This is a genomic window from Pseudomonas sp. WJP1 (genome assembly GCF_028471945.1).
Taxonomy (GTDB): domain Bacteria; phylum Pseudomonadota; class Gammaproteobacteria; order Pseudomonadales; family Pseudomonadaceae; genus Aquipseudomonas.
Map to the genome: position 1 here is coordinate 6013622 of NZ_CP110128.1, position 25915 is coordinate 6039536.

Consider the following 25915-nt stretch of genomic DNA (forward strand, 5'->3'; position numbering starts at 1 on the left):
TGCCGGGCCGGTTATGTTTGACCGAAGGCTTGTGTCATGATGATCCGACCGCAGGTTAGTCGTCCTTTTCCTATATGAATAGATCTTCCGCGTTGCTCCTCGCCCTTGTCTTTCTCAGCGGCTGCCAGGCCTTGGCTCCCGTGTCGACGGATGACCCGTCGCCGGTCGAAGACACCACCCCGGCCCCTGAAAAGCCCAAGGTCTACAGCTCATTCAGCGAAGACACTGTCTTCAGCCTGCTGAGTGCGGAGTTGGCTGGCCAGCGCAATCGTTTCGACATCGCCCTGGACAACTACGTGACCCAGGCCATCAACACCCAGGATCCGGGCATCTCCGAGCGGGCATTCCGCATCGCCGAGTACCTGGGCGCCGACCAGGCCGCCCTGGACACGGCACTGATCTGGGCCAAGAACGCGCCGGACGACCTCGAGGCCCAGCGGGCCGCCGCCGTGCAGTTGGCGCGCGCCGGGCGTTATGACGATTCCATGGTCTACATGGAGAAAGTGCTGCAAGGCAAGGGCGATACCCATTTCGACTTCCTCGCACTGTCCGCGGCCGATACCGACCAGGACACGCGCAATGGCCTGATGAAAAGTTTCGACCGTTTGTTGCAGCGCCACCCGAACAACGGCCAGCTGATTTTTGGCAAGGCCTTACTGCTGCAGCAGGACGGCGACACCAAAGGCGCGCTGACCCTGCTGGAAGACAATCCGCCGGACGACGGCGAAATTGCCCCGATCCTGCTGCGCGCGCGCCTGCTGCAATCCCTTGATCGCGGTGACGAAGCCTTGCCGCTGCTGCAAAAAAGCATCAAGAAGTATCCGGATGACAAGCGCCTGCGCCTGACCTACGCACGCATGCTGGTCGAACAGGACCGCATGGACGACGCCAAGGCCGAGTTCTCAAGCCTGGTGCAGCAATACCCGGAAGACGACGACCTGCGTTATTCGCTGGCGCTCGTCTGCCTGGAAGCCAAGGCCTGGGACGAGGCCAAGGGCTACCTGGAAGACCTGATCGCCCGAGACAGCCATGTCGACTCGGCGCACCTGAACCTGGGGCGCATCGCCGAAGAACGTAACGATCCGCAAGGCGCACTGATCGAATACGATCAGGTCGGCCCGGGTAACGACTATCTGCCAGCCCAACTGCGTCAGGCCGACATTCTGATGAATAACGGCAAGACTGCCGAAGCCCAACGCAAACTGGCGGCAGAGCGCGATGAGCAACCGGACTACGCGATCCAGCTGTACTTGATCGAAGCCGAAACCCTGTCCGCCAACAAACAGGGGGACAAGGCCTGGAAGGTCCTGGAACAAGCCCTGCAAAAATACCCGGACGACCTGAATCTGCTCTATACCCGCGCCATGCAGGCGGAAAAACGCAATGACCTGGCACAAATGGAAAAAGACCTGCGCCTGATCATCAAGCGCGATCCGGACAACGCCATGGCATTGAACGCACTCGGCTATACCCTGTCTGACCGCACGACGCGATACGCCGAAGCTAAGGCGCTGATCGAACAAGCGCACCAGATCACGCCGGAAGACCCGGCGGTTCTCGACAGCCTCGGCTGGGTGAATTACCGCATGGGCAATCTCGACGAAGCCGAGCGCCTGCTGCGCCAGGCCCTGGAACGCTTCCCCGACCAGGAAGTCGCCGCCCACCTGGGTGAAGTCCTGTGGGCCAATGGCAAACAACGCGAAGCACGGCAAATCTGGGGCAAATTCCTCAAGGAACAGCCCGACAGCCCTACCCTGCGCAGCACCATCAAGCGCCTGACCGGATCAGAGACTCTTTAAGATTATGTTTTTGCGCCACCTCATCGTTTTCAGCTTCATCGCCCTGCTCGCCGGTTGTGCGGGTTTCACTGCCCGCGAATCGGTCGTGGGCCACGGCAACCCCGCGCAATGGCGCGAGCACAAACTGCAGCTTGCAAGCCTTGATGGCTGGCAGATCGACGGCAAGATCGGCATCCGTGCGCCAAAAGATTCCGGCAGCGGCACGCTGTTCTGGCTGCAACGCCAGGATTACTACGACATCCGGCTTTCGGGCCCCCTGGGTCGCGGTGCGGCGCGCCTGACCGGGCATCCGGGCAAGGTTTCCCTGGAAGTCGCCAATCAGGGGCGCTACGAAGCGCCGTCCCCGGATGCCCTGCTTGAAGAGCAGCTTGGTTGGAAATTGCCGGTTGCCAACCTGGCGTGGTGGGTCCGCGGACTCCCCGCGCCGGACAGCAAAAGCCGCTTGACCCTCGATGGCGACAGCCGCCTCGCCAGCCTCGAACAGGACGGCTGGCAGGTCGAGTACACCGCCTATACCGAGCAAAACGGCTATTGGTTGCCCGAGCGGATCAAACTGCACGGCACCGACCTGGATGTCACGCTGGTGATCAAGACCTGGCAACCGCGCAAATTGGGGCAATGACATGCCAGCCAATCGCCTGACCCTGCCTTCCCCCGCCAAACTCAATTTGATGCTGCACATTCTGGGTCGCCGTGAAGACGGCTACCACGAGCTGCAGACGCTGTTTCAATTTCTCGACTACGGCGACGAAATCACCTTCGCCGTGCGCGACGACGGTGTCATTCGCCTGCACACCGAATTCGAAGGCGTCCCCCACGACAGCAACCTGATCGTCAAGGCCGCGAAAAAACTACAGGAACAATCCGGCTGCCCGCTCGGCATGGATATCTGGATCGATAAAGTCCTGCCCATGGGTGGCGGCATCGGCGGCGGCAGTTCGAATGCCGCCACTACCCTGCTCGGCCTCAATCACCTCTGGCAACTGGGTTGGGATGAAGATCGGCTGGCCGCGTTGGGCCTGACGCTGGGCGCCGATGTCCCGGTTTTCGTGCGCGGCCATGCGGCTTTTGCCGAGGGCGTGGGGGAGAAACTGACCCCTGTCGAGCCGGAAGAACCCTGGTATCTCGTGCTGGTACCGCAAGTCTCTGTAAGTACGGCAGAAATTTTTTCAGATCCGTTGTTGACACGTAACACTCCGCCCATTAAAGTGCGCCCCGTTCCCAAGGGAAACAGTCGAAATGACTGCTTGCCGGTGGTAGCAAGGCGTTATCCAGAGGTACGTAACGCATTGAATTTGTTAGGTAATTTTACCGAAGCAAAACTCACCGGAACTGGAAGTTGTGTGTTTGGGGGCTTCCCAAGCAAAGCTGAAGCTGATAAAGTCTCGGCCCTTCTTACAGAGACCCTTACAGGGTTTGTAGCAAAAGGAAGCAACATTTCGATGTTGCATCGCAAGCTGCAAAGTCTGCTCTAAAGGAACCGATTACTGGGTAATCGTTGCAACAGATACAGGGGCGTCGCCAAGCGGTAAGGCAGCAGGTTTTGATCCTGCCATGCGTTGGTTCGAATCCAGCCGCCCCTGCCATTTTCTATACTCATCCAGGTTACCCTCAGCCTCTAGGTACTGCGCGTGTCCAAGATGATGGTCTTTACGGGGAATGCTAACCCCGATCTGGCTCGGCGTGTCGTACGTCAGCTGCATATCCCTCTCGGTGACATCTCTGTCGGTAAATTTTCCGACGGCGAAATTACAGCCGAGATCAATGAAAACGTCCGCGGTAAAGACGTATTCATTATTCAGCCGACTTGCGCTCCGACCAACGATAACCTGATGGAACTGGTAGTGATGGCTGATGCCTTCCGCCGCTCCTCGGCTACTCGTATCACTGCTGTTATTCCTTACTTTGGTTATGCCCGTCAGGATCGCCGTCCGCGTTCCGCACGTGTGGCTATCAGCGCGAAAGTCGTGGCTGACATGCTTACCGTAGTCGGCATCGACCGTGTTCTCACGGTTGATTTGCATGCTGACCAAATCCAGGGTTTCTTCGATATTCCGGTAGATAACATCTACGGCTCCCCGGTTCTGGTGGATGACATTGAAGATCAGCGCTTCGAAAACCTGATGATCGTGTCCCCGGACATTGGTGGCGTCGTGCGTGCACGTGCCGTTGCCAAATCCTTGGGCGTGGATCTCGGGATCATCGACAAACGCCGTGAGAAAGCCAATCACTCTGAAGTGATGCATATCATCGGTGATGTCGAAGGGCGTACCTGTATTCTGGTCGATGACATGGTCGATACCGCCGGCACCCTGTGCCACGCGGCCAAGGCCTTGAAAGAGCATGGCGCTGCCAAGGTTTTCGCCTACTGCACACACCCTGTGCTGTCCGGTCGGGCGATCGAAAACATCGAAAATTCCGTGCTGGACGAGCTGGTGGTGACTAACACCATCCCGCTGTCCGCTGCAGCACAAGCCTGTGCGCGTATCCGTCAACTGGATATCGCACCGGTTGTTGCCGAGGCGGTCCGCCGCATCAGCAATGAAGAATCGATCAGCGCGATGTTCCGCTAAGGGCCCTGCCCTTCTCGAAATGTCTCGTTGACGAAAAGCGCCCCGCCCCGGCATTCCTGTCGGGGCGGGGCTTTTTTGCCCATATCGCCTTTAGCGCTGGTCGCAAACGCTGGGGCGAGTGTGGTTATTTTGGAGATACAACATGAACGATTTTACTCTGAATGCTGAAGTGCGTTCCGACCTGGGGAAAGGTGCGAGCCGCCGCCTGCGTCGTCTCGCAAGCCTGGTTCCAGCTGTAGTTTACGGTGGCGAAAAAGCCCCTGAATCCATCAGCATGCTGGCCAAAGAAGTTGCCAAACTGCTCGAAAACGAAGCGGCTTACAGCCACATCATCGAGCTGAACGTTGGTGGCACCAAGCAAAACGTCGTGATCAAAGCTCTGCAACGTCACCCGGCCAAAGGCCACGTGATGCACGCTGACTTCGTACGCGTTGTAGCTGGCCAGAAACTGACCGCTATCGTTCCAGTGCACTTCATCAACGAAGAAGCACCGACCAAGAAAGGCGGCGAAATCTCCCACGTTGTTGGCGAGATCGAAGTTTCCTGCCTGCCGAAAGACCTGCCTGAATTCATCGAAGTCGACCTGGCTAACGCCGAAATCGGTTCGATCATTCACCTGTCCGACATCACCGCTCCTAAAGGCGTTGAGTTCGTTGCTCTGGCACACGGCGATGACAAGGCTGTTGCCAACGTCCACGCTCCACGTGTTGCTCCAGAAGCTGCAGAAGGCGCTGCAGAGTAATTTACTCTGCGCTGCCGGGGTGACCGGAAACATCGCGGACTAGAGCGTAGCGAGAAAGCGGGCGAGAACGCGGAGTTTACATCATGGTAAATGAGCAATTTTCGTCCACTTTCGCCGCACTCCCTGATTGCGGCGATGTTATCCACCACTCCAATGAAGGGCCCCTATCGTGACTGCCATCAAACTGATCGTTGGCCTGGGAAATCCAGGCGCTGAATACGAACAGACCCGGCATAACGCAGGGGCCCTTTTTGTTGAGCGCCTCGCGAACGCACAAGGTGTGAACCTTGTAGCGGACCGCAAATATTTCGGCCTGACCGGGCGCTTTTCGCATCAGGGTCAGGATGTTCGTCTGCTGATTCCCACCACGTACATGAACCGCAGCGGCCAGGCCGTAGCGGCCCTTGCCGGTTTCTTCCGCATCAAGCCTGAAGAAATCCTCGTGGCACACGACGAACTCGATCTGCCTCCCGGCGTCGCCAAACTCAAGGTGGGCGGCGGCCATGGCGGTCACAACGGGTTGCGCGACATCATTGCGCAACTGGGCAATCAGAATACCTTTCACCGCCTGCGGCTTGGCATTGGCCACCCGGGCGTTGCCAGTATGGTTTCAAACTTCGTCCTGGGTCGTGCGCCACGCGCCGAACAGGAAAAACTCGATGCCAGCATCGACTTTGCCCTCGGCGTGCTGCCGGATATCCTCGCCGGTGAATGGAACCGCGCGATGAAAAACCTGCACAGCCAGAAGGCCTGACTTTTACCCGAGGGGAAACACCATGGGATTCAATTGCGGCATCGTCGGCCTGCCTAACGTCGGCAAGTCCACCCTGTTCAACGCCCTGACCAAATCCGGGATCGCGGCCGAGAACTTCCCCTTCTGCACCATCGAACCGAACAGCGGTATCGTGCCGATGCCGGATCCACGCCTGGAAGCCCTGGCGGCCATCGTCAATCCAAAGCGCATCCTGCCGACCACCATGGAATTCGTCGACATCGCGGGCCTGGTGGCCGGCGCGTCGAAAGGTGAAGGCCTGGGCAACAAGTTCCTGGCCAACATCCGTGAGACCGATGCCATCGCCCACGTGGTCCGCTGCTTCGAAGACGAGAACGTGATTCACGTCTCCAACAGCGTCGACCCGAAACGCGACATCGAAATCATCGACCTGGAACTGATCTTCGCCGACCTCGATAGCTGCGAGAAGCAACTGCAGAAAGTCGCGCGCAACGCCAAGGGCGGCGACAAGGACGCAGTGGTCCAGAAAGGCCTGCTGGAGCAACTGATCGCGCACTTCACCGAAGGCAAGCCGGCACGCAGCCTGATGAAGAACATGAGCACCGACGAGAAAGCGGTGATCAAGGGCTTCCACCTGCTGACCACCAAACCGGTCATGTACATCGCCAACGTCGCTGAAGACGGTTTCGAAAACAACCCGCACCTGGACGTGGTCAAGGCCATCGCCGAAGAAGAAGGCGCCGTGGTTGTTCCGGTGTGCAACAAGATCGAAGCGGAAATCGCCGAGCTCGATGACGGCGAAGAGAAAGACATGTTCCTCGAAGCCCTGGGCCTCGAAGAGCCTGGCCTGAACCGCGTGATCCGCGCCGGCTACGAAATGCTGCACCTGCAGACCTACTTCACCGCCGGTGTCGAAGAAGTCCGCGCCTGGACCGTACGCGTCGGTGCCACCGCACCACAAGCCGCTGGCGTGATCCACACCGACTTCGAAAAAGGCTTCATCCGCGCCGAAGTGATCGCCTACAACGACTTCATCCAGTACAAGGGTGAAGCCGGTACCAAGGAAGCCGGTAAATGGCGCCTGGAAGGCAAGGATTACATCGTCAAGGACGGCGACGTGATGCACTTCCGCTTTAACGTCTAACGTTCGCAGCCATCCACAAAAAAAGCACCCCAGGGTGCTTTTTTTGTGGCCGCTATCAACGGATCAACCCGTCACCTTCGCGCGCGCCGCGTGCAGCTTCTTATAGCTGTCGATCAGGCGCAGGTGCCTGTCGAGGCCTTCCAGCTTCATGCTGGTAGGCGTCAAGCCGAAGAAGCGTACGCTGCCGTCCACGGAGCCGATCGCGGCGTCCATGCGCTCGTTGCCAAACATCCGGCGGAAGTTGGCCTCGTAATCGGCCAGCTCCAGGTCCTCGTCCAGCTGCATTTCCAGCACCACGTTCACGGCCTGGTAGAACAAGCCGCGCTCGACCGTGTTGTCGTTGTACTGGAGGAACATTTCCACCAGCTCCTTGGCCTCTTCAAACTTCTGCAAGACGAGATAAATCAGCAGCTTCAACTCGAGGATCGTCAACTGACCCCAGGCGGTGTTGTCGTCGAATTCGATGCCGATCAAGGTGGTGATGTCGGTGTAGTCGTCCAGCTCGCTGTCTTCCAGACGCTTGACCAGTGTCTTCAGGCCGGCCTTGTCGAGGCTGTGCAGATTCAGGATGTCCTCGCGGAAAAACAGCGCTTTGTTGGTGTTATCCCAGATCAGGTCGTCGATCGGATAAATTTCCGAGTAGTCCGGCACCAGGATGCGACAGGCCGTTGCACCGATGTGCTCGTACACCGCCATGTACACTTCTTTGCCCATGCCTTCGAGAATGCCGAACAGGGTCGCGGCTTCTTCCGTATTGGAGTTTTCGCCCTGGCCCGAGAAGTCCCACTCCACGAACTCGTAATCCGACTGGGCACTGAAGAAGCGCCACGACACCACGCCGCTGGAGTCGATGAAGTGCTCGACGAAGTTGTTTGGCTCGGTCACCGCATGACCTTCAAAGGTCGGCAGGGGCAGGTCATTGAGGCCTTCGAAGCTTCGGCCCTGCAGCAATTCCGTCAGGCTGCGCTCCAGCGCCACTTCCAGGCTCGGGTGCGCGCCGAAAGAGGCGAACACGCCACCGGTACGCGGGTTCATCAAGGTGACGCACATCACCGGGAATTCACCCCCCAGGGACGCATCCTTCACCAACACCGGGAACCCCTGCTCTTCCAGCGCCTGGATACCGGCCAGTATCCCTGGGTATTTCGCCAGCACGTCGGCCGGCACGTCCGGCAGGGCAAATTCACCTTCGATGATTTCGCGCTTGACCGCGCGCTCGAAGATTTCCGACAGGCACTGCACCTGCGCTTCAGCCAGGGTATTACCGGCACTCATGCCATTGCTGAGGTACAGGTTTTCGATCAGGTTGGACGGGAAATACACGACCTCGCCGTCTGACTGGCGCACATACGGCAGCGAACAGATGCCGCGCTCCTCGTTGCCCGAGTTGGTGTCGAACAGGTGCGAGCCACGCAACTCGCCATCGCGGTTGTAAACCCGCAGGCAGTACGCGTCGAGAATCTCCGGCGGCAGCTCATCTTTAGGGCCCGGCTGGAACCAGCGTTCGTTCGGGTAGTGCACAAACGCCGCGTTGGCGATGTCTTCTCCCCAGAACTGATCGTTGTAGAAGAAGTTGCAGTTCAGTCGCTCGATGAACTCGCCCAACGCCGATGCCAGCGCGCCTTCCTTGGTCGCGCCCTTGCCGTTCGTAAAACACATCGGCGAGTGCGCATCGCGGATATGCAGCGACCACACATTGGGCACGATATTGCGCCACGAAGCGATTTCGATCTTCATGCCCAGGCCGGCCAGGATGCCCGACATGTTGGCGATGGTCTGCTCCAGCGGCAGGTCCTTGCCCACGATGTAGGTGCCCGCCTCCGAACCTGCATTGGCAGCCGGCATCAGCAGCGCCTGGGCATCGGCATCCAGGTTCTCCACCTCTTCAATTACGAACTCAGGCCCGGCCTGCACCACCTTTTTCACGGTACAGCGGTCGATGGAGCGCAAGATGCCCTGGCGGTCCTTGTCGGAGATATCGGCCGGCAACTCGACCTGGATCTTGAAAATCTGGTTGTAGCGGTTTTCCGGGTCGACAATGTTGTTCTGCGACAGGCGGATGTTTTCGGTGGGGATATTGCGAGTGCTGCAGTACAACTTCACAAAGTAAGCCGCACACAACGCCGACGAAGCCAGGAAGTAGTCGAACGGACCCGGTGCCGAACCATCGCCCTTGTAGCGGATAGGCTGGTCGGCCACCACGGTGAAGTCATCGAACTTGGCTTCAAGTCGGAGGTTGTCGAGAAAATTGACCTTGATTTCCATGCGGGATACCAGAATAGCGAGCAAACGAATGGCCGCCATTATCCGGCTTTTCAGCCGGAAGTCTTGTCCAAGCTCGCGTGTCCGGCCAGCGGTGCGTTAATCAGGCCTTTTTGGTCCGTGGCAGGAAAATCGCCAATACGCCCAGCAACGGCAGGAACGAACAGAGGAAGTACACGTATTCGATGCCGTGGATGTCCGCCAGGTGACCCAGCAGCGCCGCGCCAATCCCGCCAAAGCCGAACATCAGGCCGAAGAACACCCCGGCAATCATCCCGACATTGCCTGGCACCAGTTCCTGGGCGTACACCACGATGGCCGAGAAGGCCGAGGCGAGGATGAAGCCGATGACCACACTGAGGACAGTGGTCCAGAACAGGTCCACATGCGGCAGTAGCAACGTGAACGGTGCAACCCCAAGGATCGAGAACCAGATCACGGCCTTGCGGCCGATCCTGTCGCCGATGGGCCCACCGAAGAATGTCCCCGCGGCCACCGCGCCGAGAAACAGGAACAGGTGCAGTTGCGAACTGGCCACCGACAGGTCGAACTTCTCGATCAGGTAGAACGTGAAGTAACTGGTGAGGCTGGACATGTAGAAGTACTTGGAGAACACCAGCAGCCCGAGCACCACCAGCGCGCTGGTCACCCGGCCCTTGGACAGGCCGTGGGTGGCCGCCTGGCCCTGCTTGAGCTTGAACAGGTTCAAGTGATTGGCGTACCAGCGACTGATCCGGTAGAGCACGAACAGGGCAAACACCGCGAACAGGCCGAACCAGGCCACATGCCCTTGCCCGTAAGGGATGATGATCGCCGCCGCCAGCAACGGACCGAACGCCGAGCCCGCGTTGCCGCCGACCTGAAAGGTCGATTGCGCCAGGCCAAATCGCCCACCCGAGGCCAGTCGTGCCACGCGGGAAGCTTCCGGGTGAAAGGTCGAGGAGCCAATGCCGATCAAGCCCGCCGCTAGCAGAATCAGCGGGAAGCTGCCGACCACCGACATCATCACGATGCCGATCAAGGTGCAGACCGTACCGGCCGGCAACAGCCAGGGCTTGGGGTGACGGTCTGTGTGGTAGCCGACCCAGGGCTGCAGCAGCGAAGCGGTCAGCTGGAAAGTCAGGGTGATCAGGCCGACCTGGGTGAACGTCAGGCCATAGTTGGCCTTGAGCATCGGGTAGATCGACGGCAGCACCGATTGAATCAGGTCGTTGATCAGGTGCGCCAGCGCCACCGCGCCGATGATGCGCATGACCAGGGGGCTGCTTTGTGACGTCGCGGGCGCCGCCGCAGTGGCGGACTGAACGTTGCTGATAGCCATGAAATTTCCGAAAAACAGAGGGGTGCACACGGGCAGGTGCGCCAATGTGCCATTTTTTGCTGCAGCAGCGCTATCCCCTTAGCCTGCTAACGACCTCGCCATTCGGCAAATTTCCGAGCGATTGATACCCTCCCCCGCGCCGTTTTTTCGGCTCCTGAGGATAAGCGGTTGAAAGTGTAGAGAAATATTTTAGATTTATGCTTGACGCATCTCCATTCCCGGTGAATAATGCGCGCCATCTTGGCTACATAGCTCAGTTGGTTAGAGCATAGCATTCATAATGCTGGGGTCCGGGGTTCAAGTCCCTGTGTAGCCACCAAGTGCTAAAAACGGCTTACCGAAAGGTAGGCCGTTTTTTTATGCCTCGAAAAAATGGCCGCTCCATTACTGTAGGAGCGAGCCTGCTCGCGATGGACTCAAGGCCACCGCGGGGAACCAGACTCCCCACGTTATCGTTCACGACCATCGCGAGCAGGCTCGCTCCTACATCTTAATTATCAGCAACGAATCGTCGGTAGCGCCGACAATCCCCGCTCCCAGATCTGCCACGTGCGCAACCAGACCATGGCCTGCCAATCGCTATCCGCCGGATAGAACTGCTCAAGCAGATTCAGTTTGATCTCTCGCCCCACCGCATCGTGGACATTACCGTACAGATGCAGCCAGTGGTCGTCGCGCAGATGTCGATGAACGTCCGGCCCCGGATACGTCCCGCACTCGATGACGAATGGCATCAACCGCACCTGCGGTAGCGCATCGAGCAGCGCCTGCGAGGTGTAGCCGGTCGCAGTGGCTGCAACACCGGTTTCGCTCAGCGTGTCGGCACCGGTGTGCAACGTGTAGAGCCACGGGCCGTAAATCCCCTGGGCATCGGCCAGGGCCGGATAAGCTGCCTCGGTGATCGTCAACAACATCGGATGCCCATACTCCCCGGCGCCGGTGTGCAAGTCGAAACACAGGGCGACGTCAGCATGGGCCACGTGCTTTTGCATGATCTGCTGCAACGTGCGGTTCGACCAACTGGGGGCCACCCCGCCGTAGAACAATCCATCCGGATGCGCGTGCTGGCCTCCCTCGACAACCGACATGACCGCAGGCCATCCCAGCAGGCGGATCTGTTCTTCAAGCAAGGCATCGGCCAGCTCACGCTCAGGCCCTCGCAACTGCGTGCAGGCATAGATGTCGTGCAGCGCTTCATAGGCCTGGTTGTCCGGCAGCGCACGCTCGAAGTCCAGGTGATTGCGGTTCAGGTCGATATTGTCTTCGTTGACCCGACGCAGCCATGCCATGCCCCAGGGATTGATCGCATGAATCATCACCACGGCAACATCCGCCGGCAACGAGCGCTTGCCGAGCTCTTGCAACCACTTGATCTGGCAACCCGAGCCATAGAAGCCCTCGACCCCGTGAGTGCCGCTCAGCGCGATCAGCAGGCGTTTGGCGCCAGGATCGCCGAGCACTGCCACATCGGTGCCCAGGGACTCGCCTGATGGCCCTGTGAGTGGATGGGGGTACTCGCTCAGCGTCGCACCGGCCGCGGTTGCCGCCGCCAGGAATTGTTCGCGCTGGGAACGGTAGCTTGGCTGGGTTGGAAACTCGCTTTGCATGTCTGCCTCTTGTGGGTCTTCTGGCCTGATCGCTGGCAATGACCCTACCGAAAATCCGCCCATTGATGAAGCACAACCGAATCCTCACCCCAGGACCTGGTTTGCGTCACTGCGAGGTCGCCGATACAGTCCCCGGTACCTTTATCCAACGGACGGAGTGCCCCCGTGTTCTCAGCCTCCCATTCGAATCGCGCGCGCCTGCCAGCCCTCGCAGTGATCATCACCGCGCTGACCCTTGGCGCCTGCCACAACGCCTCGGCCCCAACGCTGCCCACCGCACCGGAAAGCGCCTCCGGTTACCGCACCGACCTGCAGACCCGACACGCTTCACGCCACATGGCGGCAGCCGCCAACCCACTGGCAGCCGAAGCCGGACGGGAGATGCTGCGTCGCGGTGGCTCGGCCATCGATGCCGCCATTGCCATGCAGGCGGTGCTGACGCTGGTCGAGCCGCAGTCCTCGGGCATCGGTGGCGGTGCGTTGATCGTGCTCTGGGATGGCCAATCCGTGCGCACGTACGACGGGCGCGAAACCGCCCCGGCCGGTGCCACCGAGAAGCTGTTCCTGCAGGCCGACGGTCAACCGATGCCCTTCCCCCAGGCCCAGATCGGCGGGCGCTCGGTGGGCACGCCAGGGGTGTTGCGAGCCCTTGAACTGGCCCATCGCAAACACGGTCGCCTGCCATGGGCACAACTGTTCGAGCCCGCCATCGAACTGGCGCAGCAAGGCTTTGTCATCTCGCCTCGCCTGCATCGGCTGATCGCCGCGGACTCGTCCATAAGGCGCTCTGCGGAGATGACCGCCTATTTCCTGAATGCCGATGGCAGCCCGAAAGCCAGCGGTACCCTGTTGAAAAATCCACCCTTGGCCGCCGCGCTGCAACGCATCGCCAAGGAAGGGCCGGATGCCTTGTACAAAGGGCCCATTGCGCAAGAGATCGTTGCCAAGGTCCAGGGTCACGCCAACCCGGGCAGCCTGTCGCTGAGCGACCTGGCCAATTACAGCGCCAAGGAACGCGCGCCCTTGTGCACCGACTACAAGCGCTGGCAGGTCTGTGGCATGCCACCCCCCTCGTCGGGCGGGATCGCCATGGCGCAGATCCTCGGCACGCTGCAAGCCCTGGAGACACGCAACAAGCGCTGGGCCCTGGCGCCGATGCAACCGCTGAAAACCAGCACGCCCGCCGGCTTCGAACCGACCGCCGAAGCCGTGCACCTGATCAGCGAAGCCGAGCGCCTGGCCTATGCCGATCGCGCGCAGTACGTAGCCGACTCGGACTTCGTGCCAGTGCCCGTCAAGGGCCTGATTGACCCGGCTTACCTGGCCAGCCGGGCGGCACTGATCGGCGAGCACAGCATGGGCACGGCCAAGCCCGGCACACCGCCGGGCATCCAGGTCGCCTACGCGCCAGACCGCTCCCCTCTGCGCATCTCCACCTCGCAAGTGGTGGCGGTCGATGACCAGGGCGGCGCAGTGTCCATGACCACCACCATCGAATCCGCTTTCGGCTCGCATGTGATGGTCCAGGGCTTCCTGCTCAACAACGAGATGACCGATTTCTCGTTCATTCCCGAGGAGAACGGCCAGAAAGTCGCCAACCGCGTCGAGCCCGGCAAGCGCCCACGCTCGTCCATGGCCCCAACCTTGATCTTCGACCGCCAGAGCGGTGAATTCGTCGCCAGCGTCGGCTCTCCCGGCGGCTCGCAAATCATCGAATACGTCGCCAAAACCACCGTCGGCCTGCTCGACTGGAACCTCGATGCACAAACAGCCATCAACCTGCCCAACTTCGGCAGCCGAAATGGCCCGACCGAACTGGAGAACGGCCAGTTCAGCCCGGCGCTGATACAGGCACTCAAGGACAAGGGACACAGCGTCAACGAAATCGACATGACCAGCGGCACCCAAGCGATTGTCCGGGTCAAGGATGCACAGGGAAAGGCGTCGCTGGCCGGTGGGGCCGATCCCAGGCGCGAAGGGGAAGCATTGGGGGATTGAGTCGCATAACCGCGTGAAGGGGCCTGCCTTGCCGCTGGCAGGCCCTGTCGATGAACTCGCAGGCAACGAACCCGTGCCCGCTCAACGACTGATCTTCAACGCCTGTCGAGCCTGGTGTTTCGCCAGTGCCAAGTCAATCAGCCGCGTGACCAGCTCACTGTAGGTCATGCCCGCTGCCTGCCACAGTTTCGGGTACATGCTGATGCGGGTGAAACCCGGTAGCGAATTGATCTCGTTGATCAAGACCTCTCCGCTCTCGGTCAAAAATACATCGACCCGCGCCAGCCCGGAGCAGCCGAGCACCTGGAACGCCTCGACCGCCATGGCACGAATACGCTCGCTGGCTTCGACGCTGATATTGGCCGGCACCACCACTTCAGCAGCTTTCTCATCGATGTACTTGCTGTCGTAGGAATAGAAGCCACTGTGCACCACGATCTCGCCACAACCGCTGGCGATGGCATCTTCGTTGCCCAGTACCGCGCATTCGATCTCGCGCCCCTTGACCGCCGACTCGATCAACACCTTTTCATCGAAGCTCAATGCCAGCTCGACCGCCGCCGCATATTCGGTTTCGTCGGCCACTTTGCTTACACCGACGGAAGAACCCTGGTTGGCCGGTTTGACGAACAGCGGCAGGCCGAGCTTGCCGCTGACCTCGGCGAAGCCTGTGCGCGAGGCGCTGGCGCGGGTCAGGGTGACGAACGGCGTGACGGCCAGGCCGGCATCACGCAACAGGCGCTTGCTGATGTCCTTGTCCATGCAAACCGCCGAACCCAGCACATCGGAACCGACGAACGGCAAATCGGCCATGCGCAGCAAACCCTGCAGGCAACCGTCTTCACCCAGGGTGCCGTGAACAATCGGGAAGATCACGTCGACGTGGCCCAGCAGTTCGGGACCGGCGGTTTCCACCAATTGCTGGCGGGCTTTGCCCGGAACCACGGCCAATTCGCGATTGGATTGATTGAGCGCGATCAGGGCCGGGTTTTCCTGGTTCAGCAGGAAGTTCGAGGGATCGTTGAGGTGCCAGTGGCCTTGCTTGTCGATGCCGATCAGCACCGGCTCGAAGCGCGAACGATCCAGTGCATCGACAATGTTTTTTGCCGACTGCAGCGACACCTCGTGCTCGGCCGAGCGGCCCCCAAAAATAACGCCAACACGCAGTTTACTCATTGCCTGACCTCATTGTGGATGGCTTGCAACCGGGTAGCCGCCACGTTACGACTGCAAGGTCTTGCCGTCCAGCGGCTCGCCGATTGTCAGGAAGTGCCCGCCCGCAACGTGGTGCAAGGTGCGCAACGCGTCCTGTCCCTCGAAGTGCCAGCGGCCGTCACTGAACACTCGCTCGTCGGCCTGAGCGGCAATCACTTCAGCCACGAACAGATCGTATTGCTGGTGATTATCGGGCTCCGGCAACAGTCGACATTCCAGCCAGGCGACACAGCCTTCGAGCATGGGTGCATCGATCAACTCAGCGTCGAAGGTCGGCAAGCCATAGACCTGGAATTTGTCGCGTCCCTGGTCCCTGGTCAATTCCAGGCCGGAGGTCGAGCCAACGGTCTGCACGATATCCGCCTGGGCTGCACAGGGGACGTTCAGCACGAAGGTCGCCGAGGCCTCCAGCAGCTTTCGGGTCCAGGTGGACTTGTCTAGAACCACTGCAATTTTTGGCGGTTCGAAATCCAGCGGCATCGCCCAGGCAGCCGCCATGATATTGCGCTGTCCGCCATGGGCCGCGCTGACCAGCACGGTCGGCCCGTGGTTGAGCAGGCGATAAGCCTTGGACAACGGGACCGAACGGCGATGGGAAACGCTCATGGATGTCTGCTCCTTGGAAGAAGCACCGATTGTAACGGGATAACCCCCTGCTTAATGTTTCTCGACGGTAGAAACATGGGCCAGCAGGTCGCCGGGCTGACAACTCAAATATTGGCAAATAGCGTCCAGGGTGGCCAGCCGTATGCCCTTTACCTTGCCCTGTTTGAGCAAGGAAAGGTTCGCCTCGGTAATTCCGATGGCTGCTGCAAGGTCTTTGGATTTAACTTTGCGCAATGCAAGCATCACATCCAGCTGGATGACAATTGACATAACGATCTCAAACGAAGGTTTGGTTTTCAGAGTTCACTGCGCTGGCTTCCCGTAGGATTCGCGCAATTATCGAAATACACGCAGCCATGAACAGCGCCACAAAAGTCGCAGCCGTGAGGCTGATGGTAAACAGCCGTTCACCTTGCGGCTCATTCATCGTAACCCAGAGGCTGAGCATCGGTTCACACACAAAATCGAGCAACACCCACAGAGCGACCGCCTTCCCGACCTTGCCCAGGCACAACGCTGCGTCAATGGAAAAATACTCACCGCTGGCATAGCGCTGGAAAAGCCGACGCAAATGTCCAAGGCCGACTGTCAACGCCAACAACGGCACACTCGAAAGCAGAAGACCGCCCAATCTTTGCCACCAGGGAAACAGTGCCACCACGTCGGTCCTATCCGAGAGCTGCCGATCCGTCAGCGCGAACCCCAACCCCAATCCTTGTGGCGAAGCCAAAGAGGGAAAGCACCACAGGGCCGCATTGAGCAGCAGCATAAGGACCATCAGTCCAAGGGTTATAGTCGCCATTCGCTGGCTTAAACTGGCAAGGCTGGTAGGGATCATGGTGACGCCTCATAAACAATGAATGTGAGGCAGAGACTAAAGCCAAAATTATCGTAATACAGTAATTAATTATTGCACGATATTAATTAATCATCCAGGCGAACAGTTCATGGATATTGGCTTCCCGGCAGAAAAACTGGTTGTAAGGGGAGAAAGATCCCAGGTCAGATCAAGGCCAACAACGTTTAGGAGCGATGCTCCTACATGAGGGAAACGCAGCGCTGACTCAAGTCGAGAGCTGATTGGCAAACTGCCCCACCGCATTCACCACTTTCTGCGCCCCGTCCTGGATCTCGATGATCACCGAACCCGCTTCCGCCGCCAGCGCCAGCCCCTGCTCCGCCTGAAGCTTGCCATCGGTCATCAGGGCCACGGCGTTACGCGCCATGTCCTGGTTTTGCCGCACCACGAGGACTATCTCGTCGGTGGCCTGGCTGGTGCGCGAGGCCAGTTGCCGAACCTCGTCCGCCACCACGGCAAAGCCTCGCCCTTGCTCACCGGCACGGGCCGCTTCGATGGCCGCGTTGAGCGCCAGCAGGTTGGTTTGTTCGGCAATCCCGCTGATGGTCTTGACGATGGTGCCGATCACCAGCGATTGCTCATTCAAGGCTTCGATGCCATCGCCAGCGGTTTGCATGTGTTTGGCCAGGTCACGCATCACATCCACCGCCTGCGTCACCACGGCGTTGCCGCGCTGGGCGCTTTGATCGGTTTGCTGCGAGGTGCCGTAGGCAATGTTGGCCGCTTCGGCCACTGCCTGCTCCTGATTGACCTGATCGGTGATCACCGTGGCGAATTTCACCACTTTGTAGAGCTTGTTGTTGGCATCGGTCACCGGGTTGTAGGAAGCCTCCAGCCAGACTGTACGACCATGGCTGTCGACGCGCTTGAAACGCTCGGCCACAAACTCGCCGGCGTTCAGGCGACGCCAGAAGGCCTGGTATTCGGCACTGTTGTAGTCCTCGGGAAAGCAAAAAGTGCGGTGATGTTTACCCTTGATCTGCGCCAGGCTGTAGCCCATGCCACTGAGAAAGCGGTCGTTGGCTGATAGTACGTTACCGTTGAGGTCGAACTCGATCACCGCCGTCGAGCGCACCAGCGCACCGATCAGGTTTTCGTGCTCGCGGGAGGCCTCGATGGTGCGGGTCAGGTCGCTGGAGAAAATCGAAAAATGCTTGATCCGGCCATCTGCCGTGCGCACGGGCTGCACGATCGAACGCAACCAGGCTTCCTGGCCGGTGCCGCGCAACAGGCGCACGGCCCCGGCAAAGTGCTCGCCACGGCTCAGGGCGGTCTTGAAACGCAGCTGGAATGGGTCATTTTTTACATGATCCGGAACAATCTCTTCGATATGCCGGCCAATCAGCTCGTTGCTCTTGTAGTGCATCTCGCTGAGGAAGTTCTGGTTGACCGACTGCACCCGCCCATCAATATCGAGGGTCAGCACGAGCATCTCGCTTTCCAGGCTTTCCTTGACTTGCTGCAGGCTGGAGAGTTCTTCGCGAAGAGCCGACAGCTCCTGCTTCAAGCGTTTATTGAACATGGGGGACGCACCGATGGGCTGGGATAAAAAGCGACTTGCAGCCTAGCCATCGGCCTTGCGGAGGTTTTCTGAAGAGCGCCTGGGGATTGTCCTACAAATAAAATGACACCGCGCCAATCGCCCCTGCCTGTCACGCCGTACCAGCGGCCGGGCAACTGGCGACTCTTGGCATCCGCGTGCCGAAATACGCCGCACTGCCCACGCCCACCGCGCCCATCACGGCACAGAAGATCACGCAGATCCAGGGGCTCCACGGCATCAGACCGATCAACAGCAAAGGTGTGATACTCGCCCAGGCGGCGTAGGCAATGTTGTAGGTGAAGGAAATACCCGAGACGCGAATCCGCGCAGGGAACAGGCTGACCATCACCGACGGCACCGCGCCCACCACCCCGCAACTCAGTCCGGCCACCGCGTAAGCCAGGCCGACCCAGTTGCCGCCGCTGATCAGGCAAGCGTAGAGCACGCCGATGCCCAGGGGCAACAGCAGGCTATAGAGCATGACGGTGCGCCAGGCGCCGATGCGGTCGACCAGCAAACCGGCGAGCACGCAACCGATGTTCAGGAAAACGATGCCCAGTGCGCTAAGGGCGAAGGTGTGGCTGGCGGTCATGCCGAAGGTTTTCTGCATCATGGTCGGGGTGATGACCACGAACACCACCACCGCCGACGTCAGCACGCAGGTGAGGATCATCGCCGGCAGCAGGGCCAGGCGATGTTCGCGCAGGACCGCCCGCAACGGCAACTCGACGGCCGACTCGCGCCGGGCCTGCATGGCCATGAACACCGGGGTTTCGCTGAGCCAGCGCCGCAGCCAGACGCCAATCACGCCGAACACCCCACCCAGCAGGAAAGGATATCGCCAGGCGTAATCGAGGATTTCAGCCGGAGTGAAAGCCTGCGCCAGGAACGTTGCCGTCAGGGCCCCGAGCAAATAACCGAAGGTCAGCCCCGCCTGCAGGAAGCCCAGGGCGTAGCCGCGATGGCCGACCGGCGCGTGCTCGGCCACGAATACCCAGGCGCTCGGCACCTCGCCACCCACCGCCGCGCCCTGGAGCACGCGCAGGGCCAACAGCAGCAGCGGCGCGAAATAGCCGATCTGCGCGTAGGTCGGCATGATCCCGATCAGCAGGCACGGCAACGCCATCATCAGGATGCTCAGGCTGAACACCTTCTTGCGACCCATACTGTCGGCGAAGTGCGCCATCAGGATCCCGCCCAGGGGCCGTGCCAGGTACCCGGTGACGAAGATGCCGAAGCTTTGCAGCAGCCGCAGCCATTCAGGCATTTCCGGCGGGAAAAACAGCTGGCTCAAGGTCAGGGCGAAAAATACGAAGATGATGAAATCGTAGATTTCCAGCGCACCGCCGAGGGCCGCGAGCCCCAGGGTCTTGTAGTCCGAGCGGCTGAACGGTTGCGGGCGTGGATCGATATTGGCAGTCATGAAAAAGAACTCTGGCACAGGCAAAAACCAAGGCGCCCATGGTCTACGCAAACGCGCCGGCGGACAACCCGTTAGACCAAAGTCCCATAGCCGCAAAACAGCGCCGCAAAACGCCCTCGCTTGAATTAAGGTTGCCGTCTGTCCAGAGGGGCTCGTGCTGCCCCGAAGACCACAACAAACATAAAAATTCGAGGAAGTCCCGTGGCCGCTGATATCGAAGATACCCGCTCCGCCCGCTTTGCCCTGCGCTGTTCAAGTTTTGCCGAACGCTGGTTCCCCGACTCCTGGGTGTTTGCCGCCCTGGCCGTGATCATCGTCGCCGTGGCCACCATGGCCATGGGCGCCAAGCCGACTGACGCGGCCATGGCCTTTGGCGATGGTTTCTGGAGCCTGATCCCGTTCACCATGCAAATGGCGTTCGTGGTGATCGGCGGGTATGTGGTCGCCAGTTCGCCACCGGCGGTGAAGCTGATCGACCGCCTGGCGAAACTGCCGAAAAACGGACGCTCCGCGGTAGCCTGGGTGGCGCTGATCTCCATGGTCGCGTCGCTGCTCAATTGGGGGTTGTCGCTGGTGTTCGGCGGTCTGCTGGTGCGCGCGCTGGCGCGCCGCACGGACCTGAAGATGGACTACCGCGCCGCGGGTGCGGCCGCGTACCTGGGGTTGGGCGCGGTGTGGGCCCTGGGACTGTCTTCGTCTGCGGCGCAGTTGCAGGCCAACCCGGCCAGCCTGCCGCCGTCGATCCTGTCGATTACCGGTGTGATTCCTTTCACCCAAACGATCTTCCTCTGGCAATCGGGCGTCATGTTGCTGGCCTTGATCGTCATCTCGCTGATCATCGCCTACGCCACCGCCCCCGGCCCGAACACGGCGCGAGACGCCGAAGCCTGTGGCGTCGACCCGAGTTTCAACCTGCCGCCGCTGCAGCCACGCACCCGTCCCGGCGAATGGCTGGAACACAGCCCGCTGCTGACCATCCTGTTGGTGTTGCTGGCGGCTGGGTGGCTGTTCCATGAGTTTTCCACCAAGCCGGCGATCAGCGCGATTTCCGGCCTGAACACCTACAACTTCCTGTTCATCATGCTCGGCGCCCTGCTGCACTGGCGCCCGCGCAGCTTTCTCGACGCGGTGGCCCGTGCAGTGCCAACCACCACCGGCGTGCTGATCCAGTTCCCGCTGTACGGTTCGATCGCCGCGCTGATGACCACGGTCAAGGGCGCCGATGCGCAGACCCTGGCCCACCACATCTCGACCTTCTTCGTCAGCATTGCCTCCCACGACACCTATGCCCTGCTGATGGGCGTGTACTCGGCGATCCTCGGCTTCTTCATTCCGTCCGGCGGCGGCAAGTGGATCATCGAAGCGCCGTACGTGATGCAAGTGGCGAACGACCTGAACTACCACCTGGGCTGGGCGGTGCAGATCTACAACGCCGCCGAAGCCCTGCCCAACCTGATCAACCCCTTCTACATGCTGCCGCTGCTGGGTGTGCTCGGCTTGAAGGCGCGGGACCTGATCGGCTTCTCGTTCGTGCAGTTGCTGGTGCACACGCCGCTGGTGCTGCTGTTGCTGTGGGCGCTGGGAACGACGCTGTCGTATACCCCACCGGTGATGCCATAAAACGGTTATAGCAAGTCAATCCTGCGCGTTTTTCTTCCTGGTCCCCCATCAGCGGGTAGGACCAGGCAGAAGTGAAGTCGAACCAAACCGACAGACTGAAAGATCCCTTCTTACAAAACGCGCAGCGTTGTCCCACTCAATACGAAGGCAAGTGCTGACTCTTGCAGCCAGCCTCCTTGAATTAACCTGTCCCGGAGTATCAATCACCAAAAACCCAAGGAAGATCCGATGACACCTATATCCAAGACACTGGAAGAGTTGATCAATGAAATTTACCAGGACGGTAACGTCTCGGTGGTTGAGTACAGGGCCCTGCGAGACGATGCCGATCGCCGCATGGACGCTGTTGTCGGCGAATTTGGCCAGCACAACAACGTGACGGCCTTTCAGAAAGCGATGGATGTCGCCATGCAGTTATTGCAGAGCGCCATTCTCGATGCCAAAAAAGCGAGGCTGAGCGATACCGGTGAGGCTATCGTCAAGGATGCGGTTACCGCACAGGTTGAATACTTGCGCGCCGGCAGCCAATTGGCGCTGCGTCTCCTGTGATCGACTGACCTCACGCTACCGGCAAACGTTGATCGCGGGCTGAGTCGCACACTTCGAAAAAAAAGTGCTTGAGGCCTACTTTTCTGCATCATTGTGTTGATCCAGTATGACGTGCATCTTGGTATCGCGACCACGCTGAAAAGGATCTGAGCATGTTAAGACTCGCAGGCCTCACCTTCGCGGCCCTCACCTTCGGTGCCCTCAGCCTGAGCACCGCTGCCCACGCCGATATCGCACTGAAGCTGGGCAGCACCGAACGCGTCAGTCGTTTGTTCGCCTACCCCAACAACTGCAACGTGATTTGCTTTCGCAACTGGACGCTGGAGCAGACCGTGGAGCACTACCTGACGCAAAGCGTGCAGCGCGATGGCTACAGTGATGCCAAGGTTCTGGTCAAAACCGATAACCATCAACTCCATGCCGAAATCACGGGTGTGCCCAGGAGCTATGAAAAGCCCCTGGCAGCACTGCTTGACGCCGGCGACCTGGCCTACAGCGGTGCCAGCAAACTGAATGCCGACGGCAAGTGGGCCTATAGCTGGCACTTTTTCCTGCCACTGGGCATGGCCCTGGAAAACCGCAGAAGCGTTGAGCTGCTGCACTTCCCACCGGATTATTCACTGACACAGGCCCAGGATTACCTGAAATCGGCTACCACGGATCGCTGGGCCACGCTGCTGACCGTCAATGGCGTCCCGCCCGAGCAGCTACCGGGCTACCAGACCATCATCGATATCGCCCCGATTGCCGCACCGTCGAACGCCGGCAAAGACCTGGAAGGCGTCTACGACTACTTCAAGGACTACCAGACCACCATGGTCAAGCAGGTCACCGTGCACTCCAGCGGCGCGGCCTTGCCAACGGTTGCCTTCGGGTCGCCGGTGCGCAACTGGGTCAAGCAGCAATACGGGCCAACCGTGAACGTGTTGAGCCTGGTGACGATCAGTCCGGTCGACGGGGTGAAAGTACCGTTATTGGGTGCCAATCATCCCAGCTACATCTGGTACGCCGCCGATCCGGCCAGCTACACCGGTAAAGATGCGCAGGCCCAGGCCGATTCCGCGGGCCTGAAAGTCATGGGCCAGGATTTGAGTGCCGCGTGCTGGCAGGCTGCCATGGGCCGTGAAACGGACACCAATCCCGATATCGAGCTGAAAAGCTGCACCCAGACCTGGCAAGTGGCCCAGGCCGATAAAACCTGTGCAATGTTCTACACCTCGATCCGCAAGCTAACCCCTGGGCAGGCCGCGGGCAAATGTGCGACGGCATCGATCAAGGCCCAGCTCAAGCTGCTCAAGGTGCCAGCGCCAGCCCCGGCGATACCCGCTCCTGGGCTATAGGCTGGATGCTCAACTGACGGAAGGCGCCGACGACCAGATGTTCTTGCAACACTGGCGTCGGCAAAGCCTCTGCTGCGAAGGCTTACAACTTCTCGACCGGACGTAGCCGGTATTGCGGCGGCAATTGCTCGAAACCGCTAATGGTGGTGTTCAGGCTTTTCCAGCGACCGTCCTTGATGCCGTAGATGCAACCGTGAATAGACAGGTTCTGCCCGCGGTGCCAGGCATTTTGCACGATGCTGGTATGGGCGACGTTGGCCACTTGCTGAATCACGTTGAGTTCGCAGAGGCGGTCGACCTGCTCCTCTTCGGTGGCCAGTTTGGCGAGTTCTTCGCGCTTCTCGTAGTAGAGGTCGCGAATAGAACGCAGCCAACCGTCGATCAGGCCGAACTGACGATCCTGCATCGAGGCGCGCACGCCGCCACAACCATAATGACCGGTTACGAGGATGTGTTTGACCTTGAGCACGTCGACCGCGTACTGGATCACCGACAGGCAGTTGAGGTCCGTGTGCAGCACCACGTTGGCCACGTTGCGGTGCACGAACAAATCGCCCGGCAGCATGCCGACGATCTCGTTGGCCGGCACCCGCGCATCGGAACAGCCGATCCACAGGTACTCCGGCGTTTGTTGACGAGCCAGCTTGGCGAAGAAGTCAGGATCTTCTTTTGTGATCGCGTAGGCCCAGCGCTCGTTGTTATCAATCAGATCTTGTAATTCGTTCATGCAATGAAGCCTCGATAATGGTGCGCTGCTTTGACAGACAACCGTCCGTCGGGGTCACGCGCGTTATGCAAATGCCCGCTGCTGCCTGTTCATGGCGCTCCATGCCGGTGGAATTCTCTGCAACCCAGGGGGTCCACCCTATAAGGCTAACAGTATGAGGAAATGCCATGACTGATTCACGACGTCCGTACGATGCGGTGCAACCGGAACCCGTCGATGATAACGAAGATCGCATGGGCTCGATGCATGAGCTGGACTTCGACACGGAAGAACCCAGCGCAAAAATCGGCGATGAATTGCCGCGAAAGGAACGCAAGCAACTGATGCCCGAAGAACGTGTGCGTGAAGCCGGCATGACGGGCGCATCGACCGACGACCATGAATCCACCGATGATGACATGAGTCCGGAAACGCTCATCCGAGAAGACGGTGCCCGGGATGCCCGGGAAGAGGGCGAAGGTGATCCGGCCGATTGGGATTTGAGCGTTGTCGAGGAAGACGACATTGGTGGGGGCAATGGGCTGGATGAGGCAGAGCTGGCGCAGCGCGATCCGCTCGACAGGAAGCGTTGATTTTCAGCGCCTGTAATCTTGCCATCGCGAGCAGGCTCGCTCCTACAGTGTAGGAGTGAGCCTGCTCGCGATGCTCCTGATGTTCAATCCACCAAGGTACAGGCCATGACCACCGCATCTTCGCGTCCGCCCACCGCCGGGTAATAATCCCGTCGACGCCCGATCTCGTTGAAACCATAACGCTCATACAACTTGAACGCCGCAGTATTACTGTCACGCACTTCCAGGAAGCACTCCCGGGCGTCGGACTTGTAGGCGATCGACATCAAATGCTCGAGCAAGGTCAAACCCAGGCCTCGGCCCTGGTTTTCCGGCTTGACGGTGATGTTGAGCAGATGCGCCTCGTCAAGAATGATCTGCACCACCCCATGGCCCACCTGCTGCTGACCTTCGAACATCAGCCAGATCTGATACTTGCCCAGTCCATCGAGAAAAATCCCGCGGGTCCAGGGATGGCTGTAGGCCGCGTATTCGATCTTCAGAACAGTTTCCAGGTCCGCCTCGGTCATCGGGCGGAACGATACAGCGTCACTCATTCGATTCTTTCCAGCGCGCCATCAGCCGACGCATGGCTTGCCACACGGCGGCCTTGCGCTGTGGCTCTTCCATTAACAATTCCAGGCCCGGTACCGCCCATGCCGAGCCCAGGCCTTCGATCTGCAGTTCACGGTTAAACGCCTCGGCATCCGCCTCACCGGCAAACCGCACCGCGGGCAGGCCGATCAGCCAAAGGCAGGCGCATGGAGCTTCTTCCATGCGCACCGAGAGGAAACCTTGCACAAAGTCGCGGGCCGCCTCCGGTCCCTGGTCCATCGTCCCACGCACCAGCAGCGGCCAACGTACCGGCTCGCCGACGATCTGCGGGCTGTCCGGCAGACCGGCGGCACGCAGCATGTCCTTGAGCAGCAGGTAAGCGGGGTCGCGCGCCTGGAAGGATTCGCCTGTGGGTAACTCCACCAGCAGCAGGCAGCGGCCGGCTCGCAGCAGTTGCAGGGCAAAGCGCGGCGGTGGCACCGGCACGACCCTGGCGACAACCGGCGCCTCCTCGGCGGCAGGTTTTGCGCCAGTGCGCGTGCTCGCCAGCGATGGCCGCGGCACCTCGATCTTCACCCGTTCGGCCGGTTTTACCGTAGGCGTAACGGGCGCCTCGACCACCGGCACAGGCGCCACGGGAGCCTCGACCAGCGCCTCGGGGGGCTCCAGCAGCTCTGGCCGCGACGGGGCGGCAAAGGGCAATTCGGTGCGCGGCAGCCAGTTGACCACCTGCATGGCGTTCAAATAA

General features: G+C 60.0%; 24 protein-coding genes, 2 tRNA genes and 1 pseudogene. 14 read left to right on the plus strand and 13 right to left on the minus strand.

The window, feature by feature from the left end; genetic code table 11:
• Positions 1 to 74 precede the first annotated feature (74 nt).
• The 8 genes from OH720_RS27015 to ychF all read left to right on the plus strand — a co-directional run bounded on the left by OH720_RS27015 (position 75) and on the right by ychF (position 6991).
• Positions 75 to 1799, plus strand: coding sequence for a tetratricopeptide repeat protein (locus OH720_RS27015; protein WP_272603537.1), 1725 nt, complete (start codon positions 75 to 77; stop codon positions 1797 to 1799).
• A gap of 4 nt (positions 1800 to 1803) precedes the next feature.
• Positions 1804 to 2421, plus strand: coding sequence for a lipoprotein insertase outer membrane protein LolB (gene lolB / locus OH720_RS27020; RefSeq protein WP_008060178.1), 618 nt, complete (start codon positions 1804 to 1806; stop codon positions 2419 to 2421).
• 1 nt (position 2422) lies between these two features.
• Positions 2423 to 3274, plus strand: coding sequence for a 4-(cytidine 5'-diphospho)-2-C-methyl-D-erythritol kinase (gene ispE / locus OH720_RS27025; RefSeq protein WP_272603538.1), 852 nt, complete (start codon positions 2423 to 2425; stop codon positions 3272 to 3274).
• Positions 3275 to 3310: 36 nt separating this feature from the next.
• Positions 3311 to 3385, plus strand: a tRNA-Gln gene (locus OH720_RS27030).
• Positions 3386 to 3430: 45 nt separating this feature from the next.
• On the plus strand, positions 3431 to 4372 hold the full coding sequence (locus OH720_RS27035) for a ribose-phosphate pyrophosphokinase (protein ID WP_003171603.1): 942 nt from the start codon (positions 3431 to 3433) through the stop codon (positions 4370 to 4372).
• Between the two features lie 142 nt (positions 4373 to 4514).
• Complete coding sequence (locus tag OH720_RS27040; RefSeq protein ID WP_180205367.1) at positions 4515 to 5114, plus strand: 50S ribosomal protein L25/general stress protein Ctc; 600 nt, start codon at positions 4515 to 4517, stop codon at positions 5112 to 5114.
• A gap of 169 nt (positions 5115 to 5283) precedes the next feature.
• A complete protein-coding gene (gene pth / locus OH720_RS27045; protein ID WP_008060172.1) occupies positions 5284 to 5868 on the plus strand; it encodes an aminoacyl-tRNA hydrolase in 585 nt (194 codons plus the stop codon).
• Between the two features lie 22 nt (positions 5869 to 5890).
• Positions 5891 to 6991 (plus strand): redox-regulated ATPase YchF, encoded by a 1101-nt coding sequence (gene ychF, locus OH720_RS27050; RefSeq protein WP_272603539.1) that lies wholly within the window; start codon positions 5891 to 5893, stop codon positions 6989 to 6991.
• 63 nt (positions 6992 to 7054) lie between these two features.
• On the opposite strand, the gene OH720_RS27055 is transcribed toward ychF, so the two are convergent.
• Entirely contained in the window at positions 7055 to 9256 is a 2202-nt protein-coding gene (locus OH720_RS27055; protein ID WP_272606529.1) for an OsmC domain/YcaO domain-containing protein, read from the minus strand.
• Between the two features lie 100 nt (positions 9257 to 9356).
• Entirely contained in the window at positions 9357 to 10574 is a 1218-nt protein-coding gene (locus OH720_RS27060; RefSeq protein WP_008060166.1) for an MFS transporter, read from the minus strand.
• Between the two features lie 242 nt (positions 10575 to 10816).
• Between OH720_RS27060 and OH720_RS27065 the strand changes: the two genes are divergently transcribed.
• Positions 10817 to 10893 (plus strand) — tRNA-Met (locus OH720_RS27065).
• 178 nt (positions 10894 to 11071) lie between these two features.
• Here OH720_RS27065 and OH720_RS27070 read toward each other — a convergent pair.
• Positions 11072 to 12181, minus strand: a complete 1110-nt coding sequence (locus OH720_RS27070) for a DUF2817 domain-containing protein (RefSeq protein WP_272603540.1) — start codon at positions 12179 to 12181, stop codon at positions 11072 to 11074.
• Positions 12182 to 12346: 165 nt separating this feature from the next.
• Between OH720_RS27070 and ggt the strand changes: the two genes are divergently transcribed.
• Positions 12347 to 14179 (plus strand): gamma-glutamyltransferase, encoded by a 1833-nt coding sequence (gene ggt, locus OH720_RS27075; protein ID WP_272603541.1) that lies wholly within the window; start codon positions 12347 to 12349, stop codon positions 14177 to 14179.
• 81 nt (positions 14180 to 14260) lie between these two features.
• Here ggt and ddlA read toward each other — a convergent pair whose 3' ends face one another.
• The 7 genes and pseudogenes from ddlA to OH720_RS27105 all read right to left on the minus strand — a co-directional run bounded on the left by ddlA (position 14261) and on the right by OH720_RS27105 (position 19825).
• Positions 14261 to 15355 (minus strand): D-alanine--D-alanine ligase, encoded by a 1095-nt coding sequence (ddlA, locus tag OH720_RS27080; RefSeq protein ID WP_272603542.1) that lies wholly within the window; start codon positions 15353 to 15355, stop codon positions 14261 to 14263.
• 45 nt (positions 15356 to 15400) lie between these two features.
• Complete coding sequence (locus tag OH720_RS27085) at positions 15401 to 16000, minus strand: flavin reductase family protein (protein WP_272603543.1); 600 nt, start codon at positions 15998 to 16000, stop codon at positions 15401 to 15403.
• 51 nt (positions 16001 to 16051) lie between these two features.
• On the minus strand, positions 16052 to 16270 hold the full coding sequence (locus OH720_RS27090) for a helix-turn-helix domain-containing protein (RefSeq protein WP_272603544.1): 219 nt from the start codon (positions 16268 to 16270) through the stop codon (positions 16052 to 16054).
• A 7-nt stretch (positions 16271 to 16277) separates the two neighbouring features.
• A complete protein-coding gene (locus OH720_RS27095) occupies positions 16278 to 16838 on the minus strand; it encodes a DUF2975 domain-containing protein (RefSeq protein ID WP_272603545.1) in 561 nt (186 codons plus the stop codon).
• 226 nt (positions 16839 to 17064) lie between these two features.
• A complete protein-coding gene (locus OH720_RS31940; protein WP_442967323.1) occupies positions 17065 to 17673 on the minus strand; it encodes a methyl-accepting chemotaxis protein in 609 nt (202 codons plus the stop codon).
• Positions 17653 to 18381 (minus strand): annotated as a pseudogene (locus tag OH720_RS31945) (PAS domain-containing protein); the annotation flags it as partial. The pseudogene OH720_RS31945 and the gene OH720_RS31940, both read right to left, overlap by 21 nt.
• Before the next feature lie 130 nt (positions 18382 to 18511).
• Positions 18512 to 19825 carry an MFS transporter gene (locus OH720_RS27105; RefSeq protein WP_272603547.1) on the minus strand — a complete coding sequence of 438 codons (1314 nt, stop codon included), beginning with the start codon at positions 19823 to 19825 and terminating at the stop codon, positions 18512 to 18514.
• A 201-nt stretch (positions 19826 to 20026) separates the two neighbouring features.
• On the opposite strand from OH720_RS27105, the gene OH720_RS27110 reads away from it, so the two are divergent.
• From OH720_RS27110 to OH720_RS27120, 3 genes are all read left to right on the plus strand, one after another.
• Positions 20027 to 21445: a short-chain fatty acid transporter gene (locus OH720_RS27110; protein ID WP_272603548.1), complete on the plus strand. Its 1419-nt coding sequence runs from the start codon at positions 20027 to 20029 to the stop codon at positions 21443 to 21445.
• 228 nt (positions 21446 to 21673) lie between these two features.
• Complete coding sequence (locus OH720_RS27115) at positions 21674 to 21994, plus strand: hypothetical protein (RefSeq protein WP_272603549.1); 321 nt, start codon at positions 21674 to 21676, stop codon at positions 21992 to 21994.
• Between the two features lie 152 nt (positions 21995 to 22146).
• The gene (locus OH720_RS27120; RefSeq protein WP_272603550.1) at positions 22147 to 23334 is read left to right on the plus strand and encodes a hypothetical protein; all 1188 of its coding nucleotides are present in this window, start codon (positions 22147 to 22149) and stop codon (positions 23332 to 23334) included.
• Between the two features lie 82 nt (positions 23335 to 23416).
• Here the strand turns inward: OH720_RS27120 and can are convergent, their stop codons facing one another.
• Positions 23417 to 24061 carry a carbonate dehydratase gene (gene can, locus OH720_RS27125; RefSeq protein ID WP_272603551.1) on the minus strand — a complete coding sequence of 215 codons (645 nt, stop codon included), beginning with the start codon at positions 24059 to 24061 and terminating at the stop codon, positions 23417 to 23419.
• 167 nt (positions 24062 to 24228) lie between these two features.
• Between can and OH720_RS27130 the strand changes: the two genes are divergently transcribed.
• Positions 24229 to 24633, plus strand: a complete 405-nt coding sequence (locus OH720_RS27130) for a serine kinase/phosphatase (RefSeq protein ID WP_272603552.1) — start codon at positions 24229 to 24231, stop codon at positions 24631 to 24633.
• A gap of 83 nt (positions 24634 to 24716) precedes the next feature.
• Here the strand turns inward: OH720_RS27130 and rimI are convergent, their stop codons facing one another.
• Together rimI and OH720_RS27140 are read right to left on the minus strand one after the other, a co-directional pair.
• A complete protein-coding gene (rimI, locus tag OH720_RS27135) occupies positions 24717 to 25169 on the minus strand; it encodes a ribosomal protein S18-alanine N-acetyltransferase (RefSeq protein WP_272603553.1) in 453 nt (150 codons plus the stop codon).
• Positions 25162 to 25902: an energy transducer TonB gene (locus OH720_RS27140; RefSeq protein ID WP_272606530.1), complete on the minus strand. Its 741-nt coding sequence runs from the start codon at positions 25900 to 25902 to the stop codon at positions 25162 to 25164. Before OH720_RS27140 ends, rimI begins: the two co-directional genes overlap by 8 nt.
• Positions 25903 to 25915: the final 13 nt, after the last annotated feature.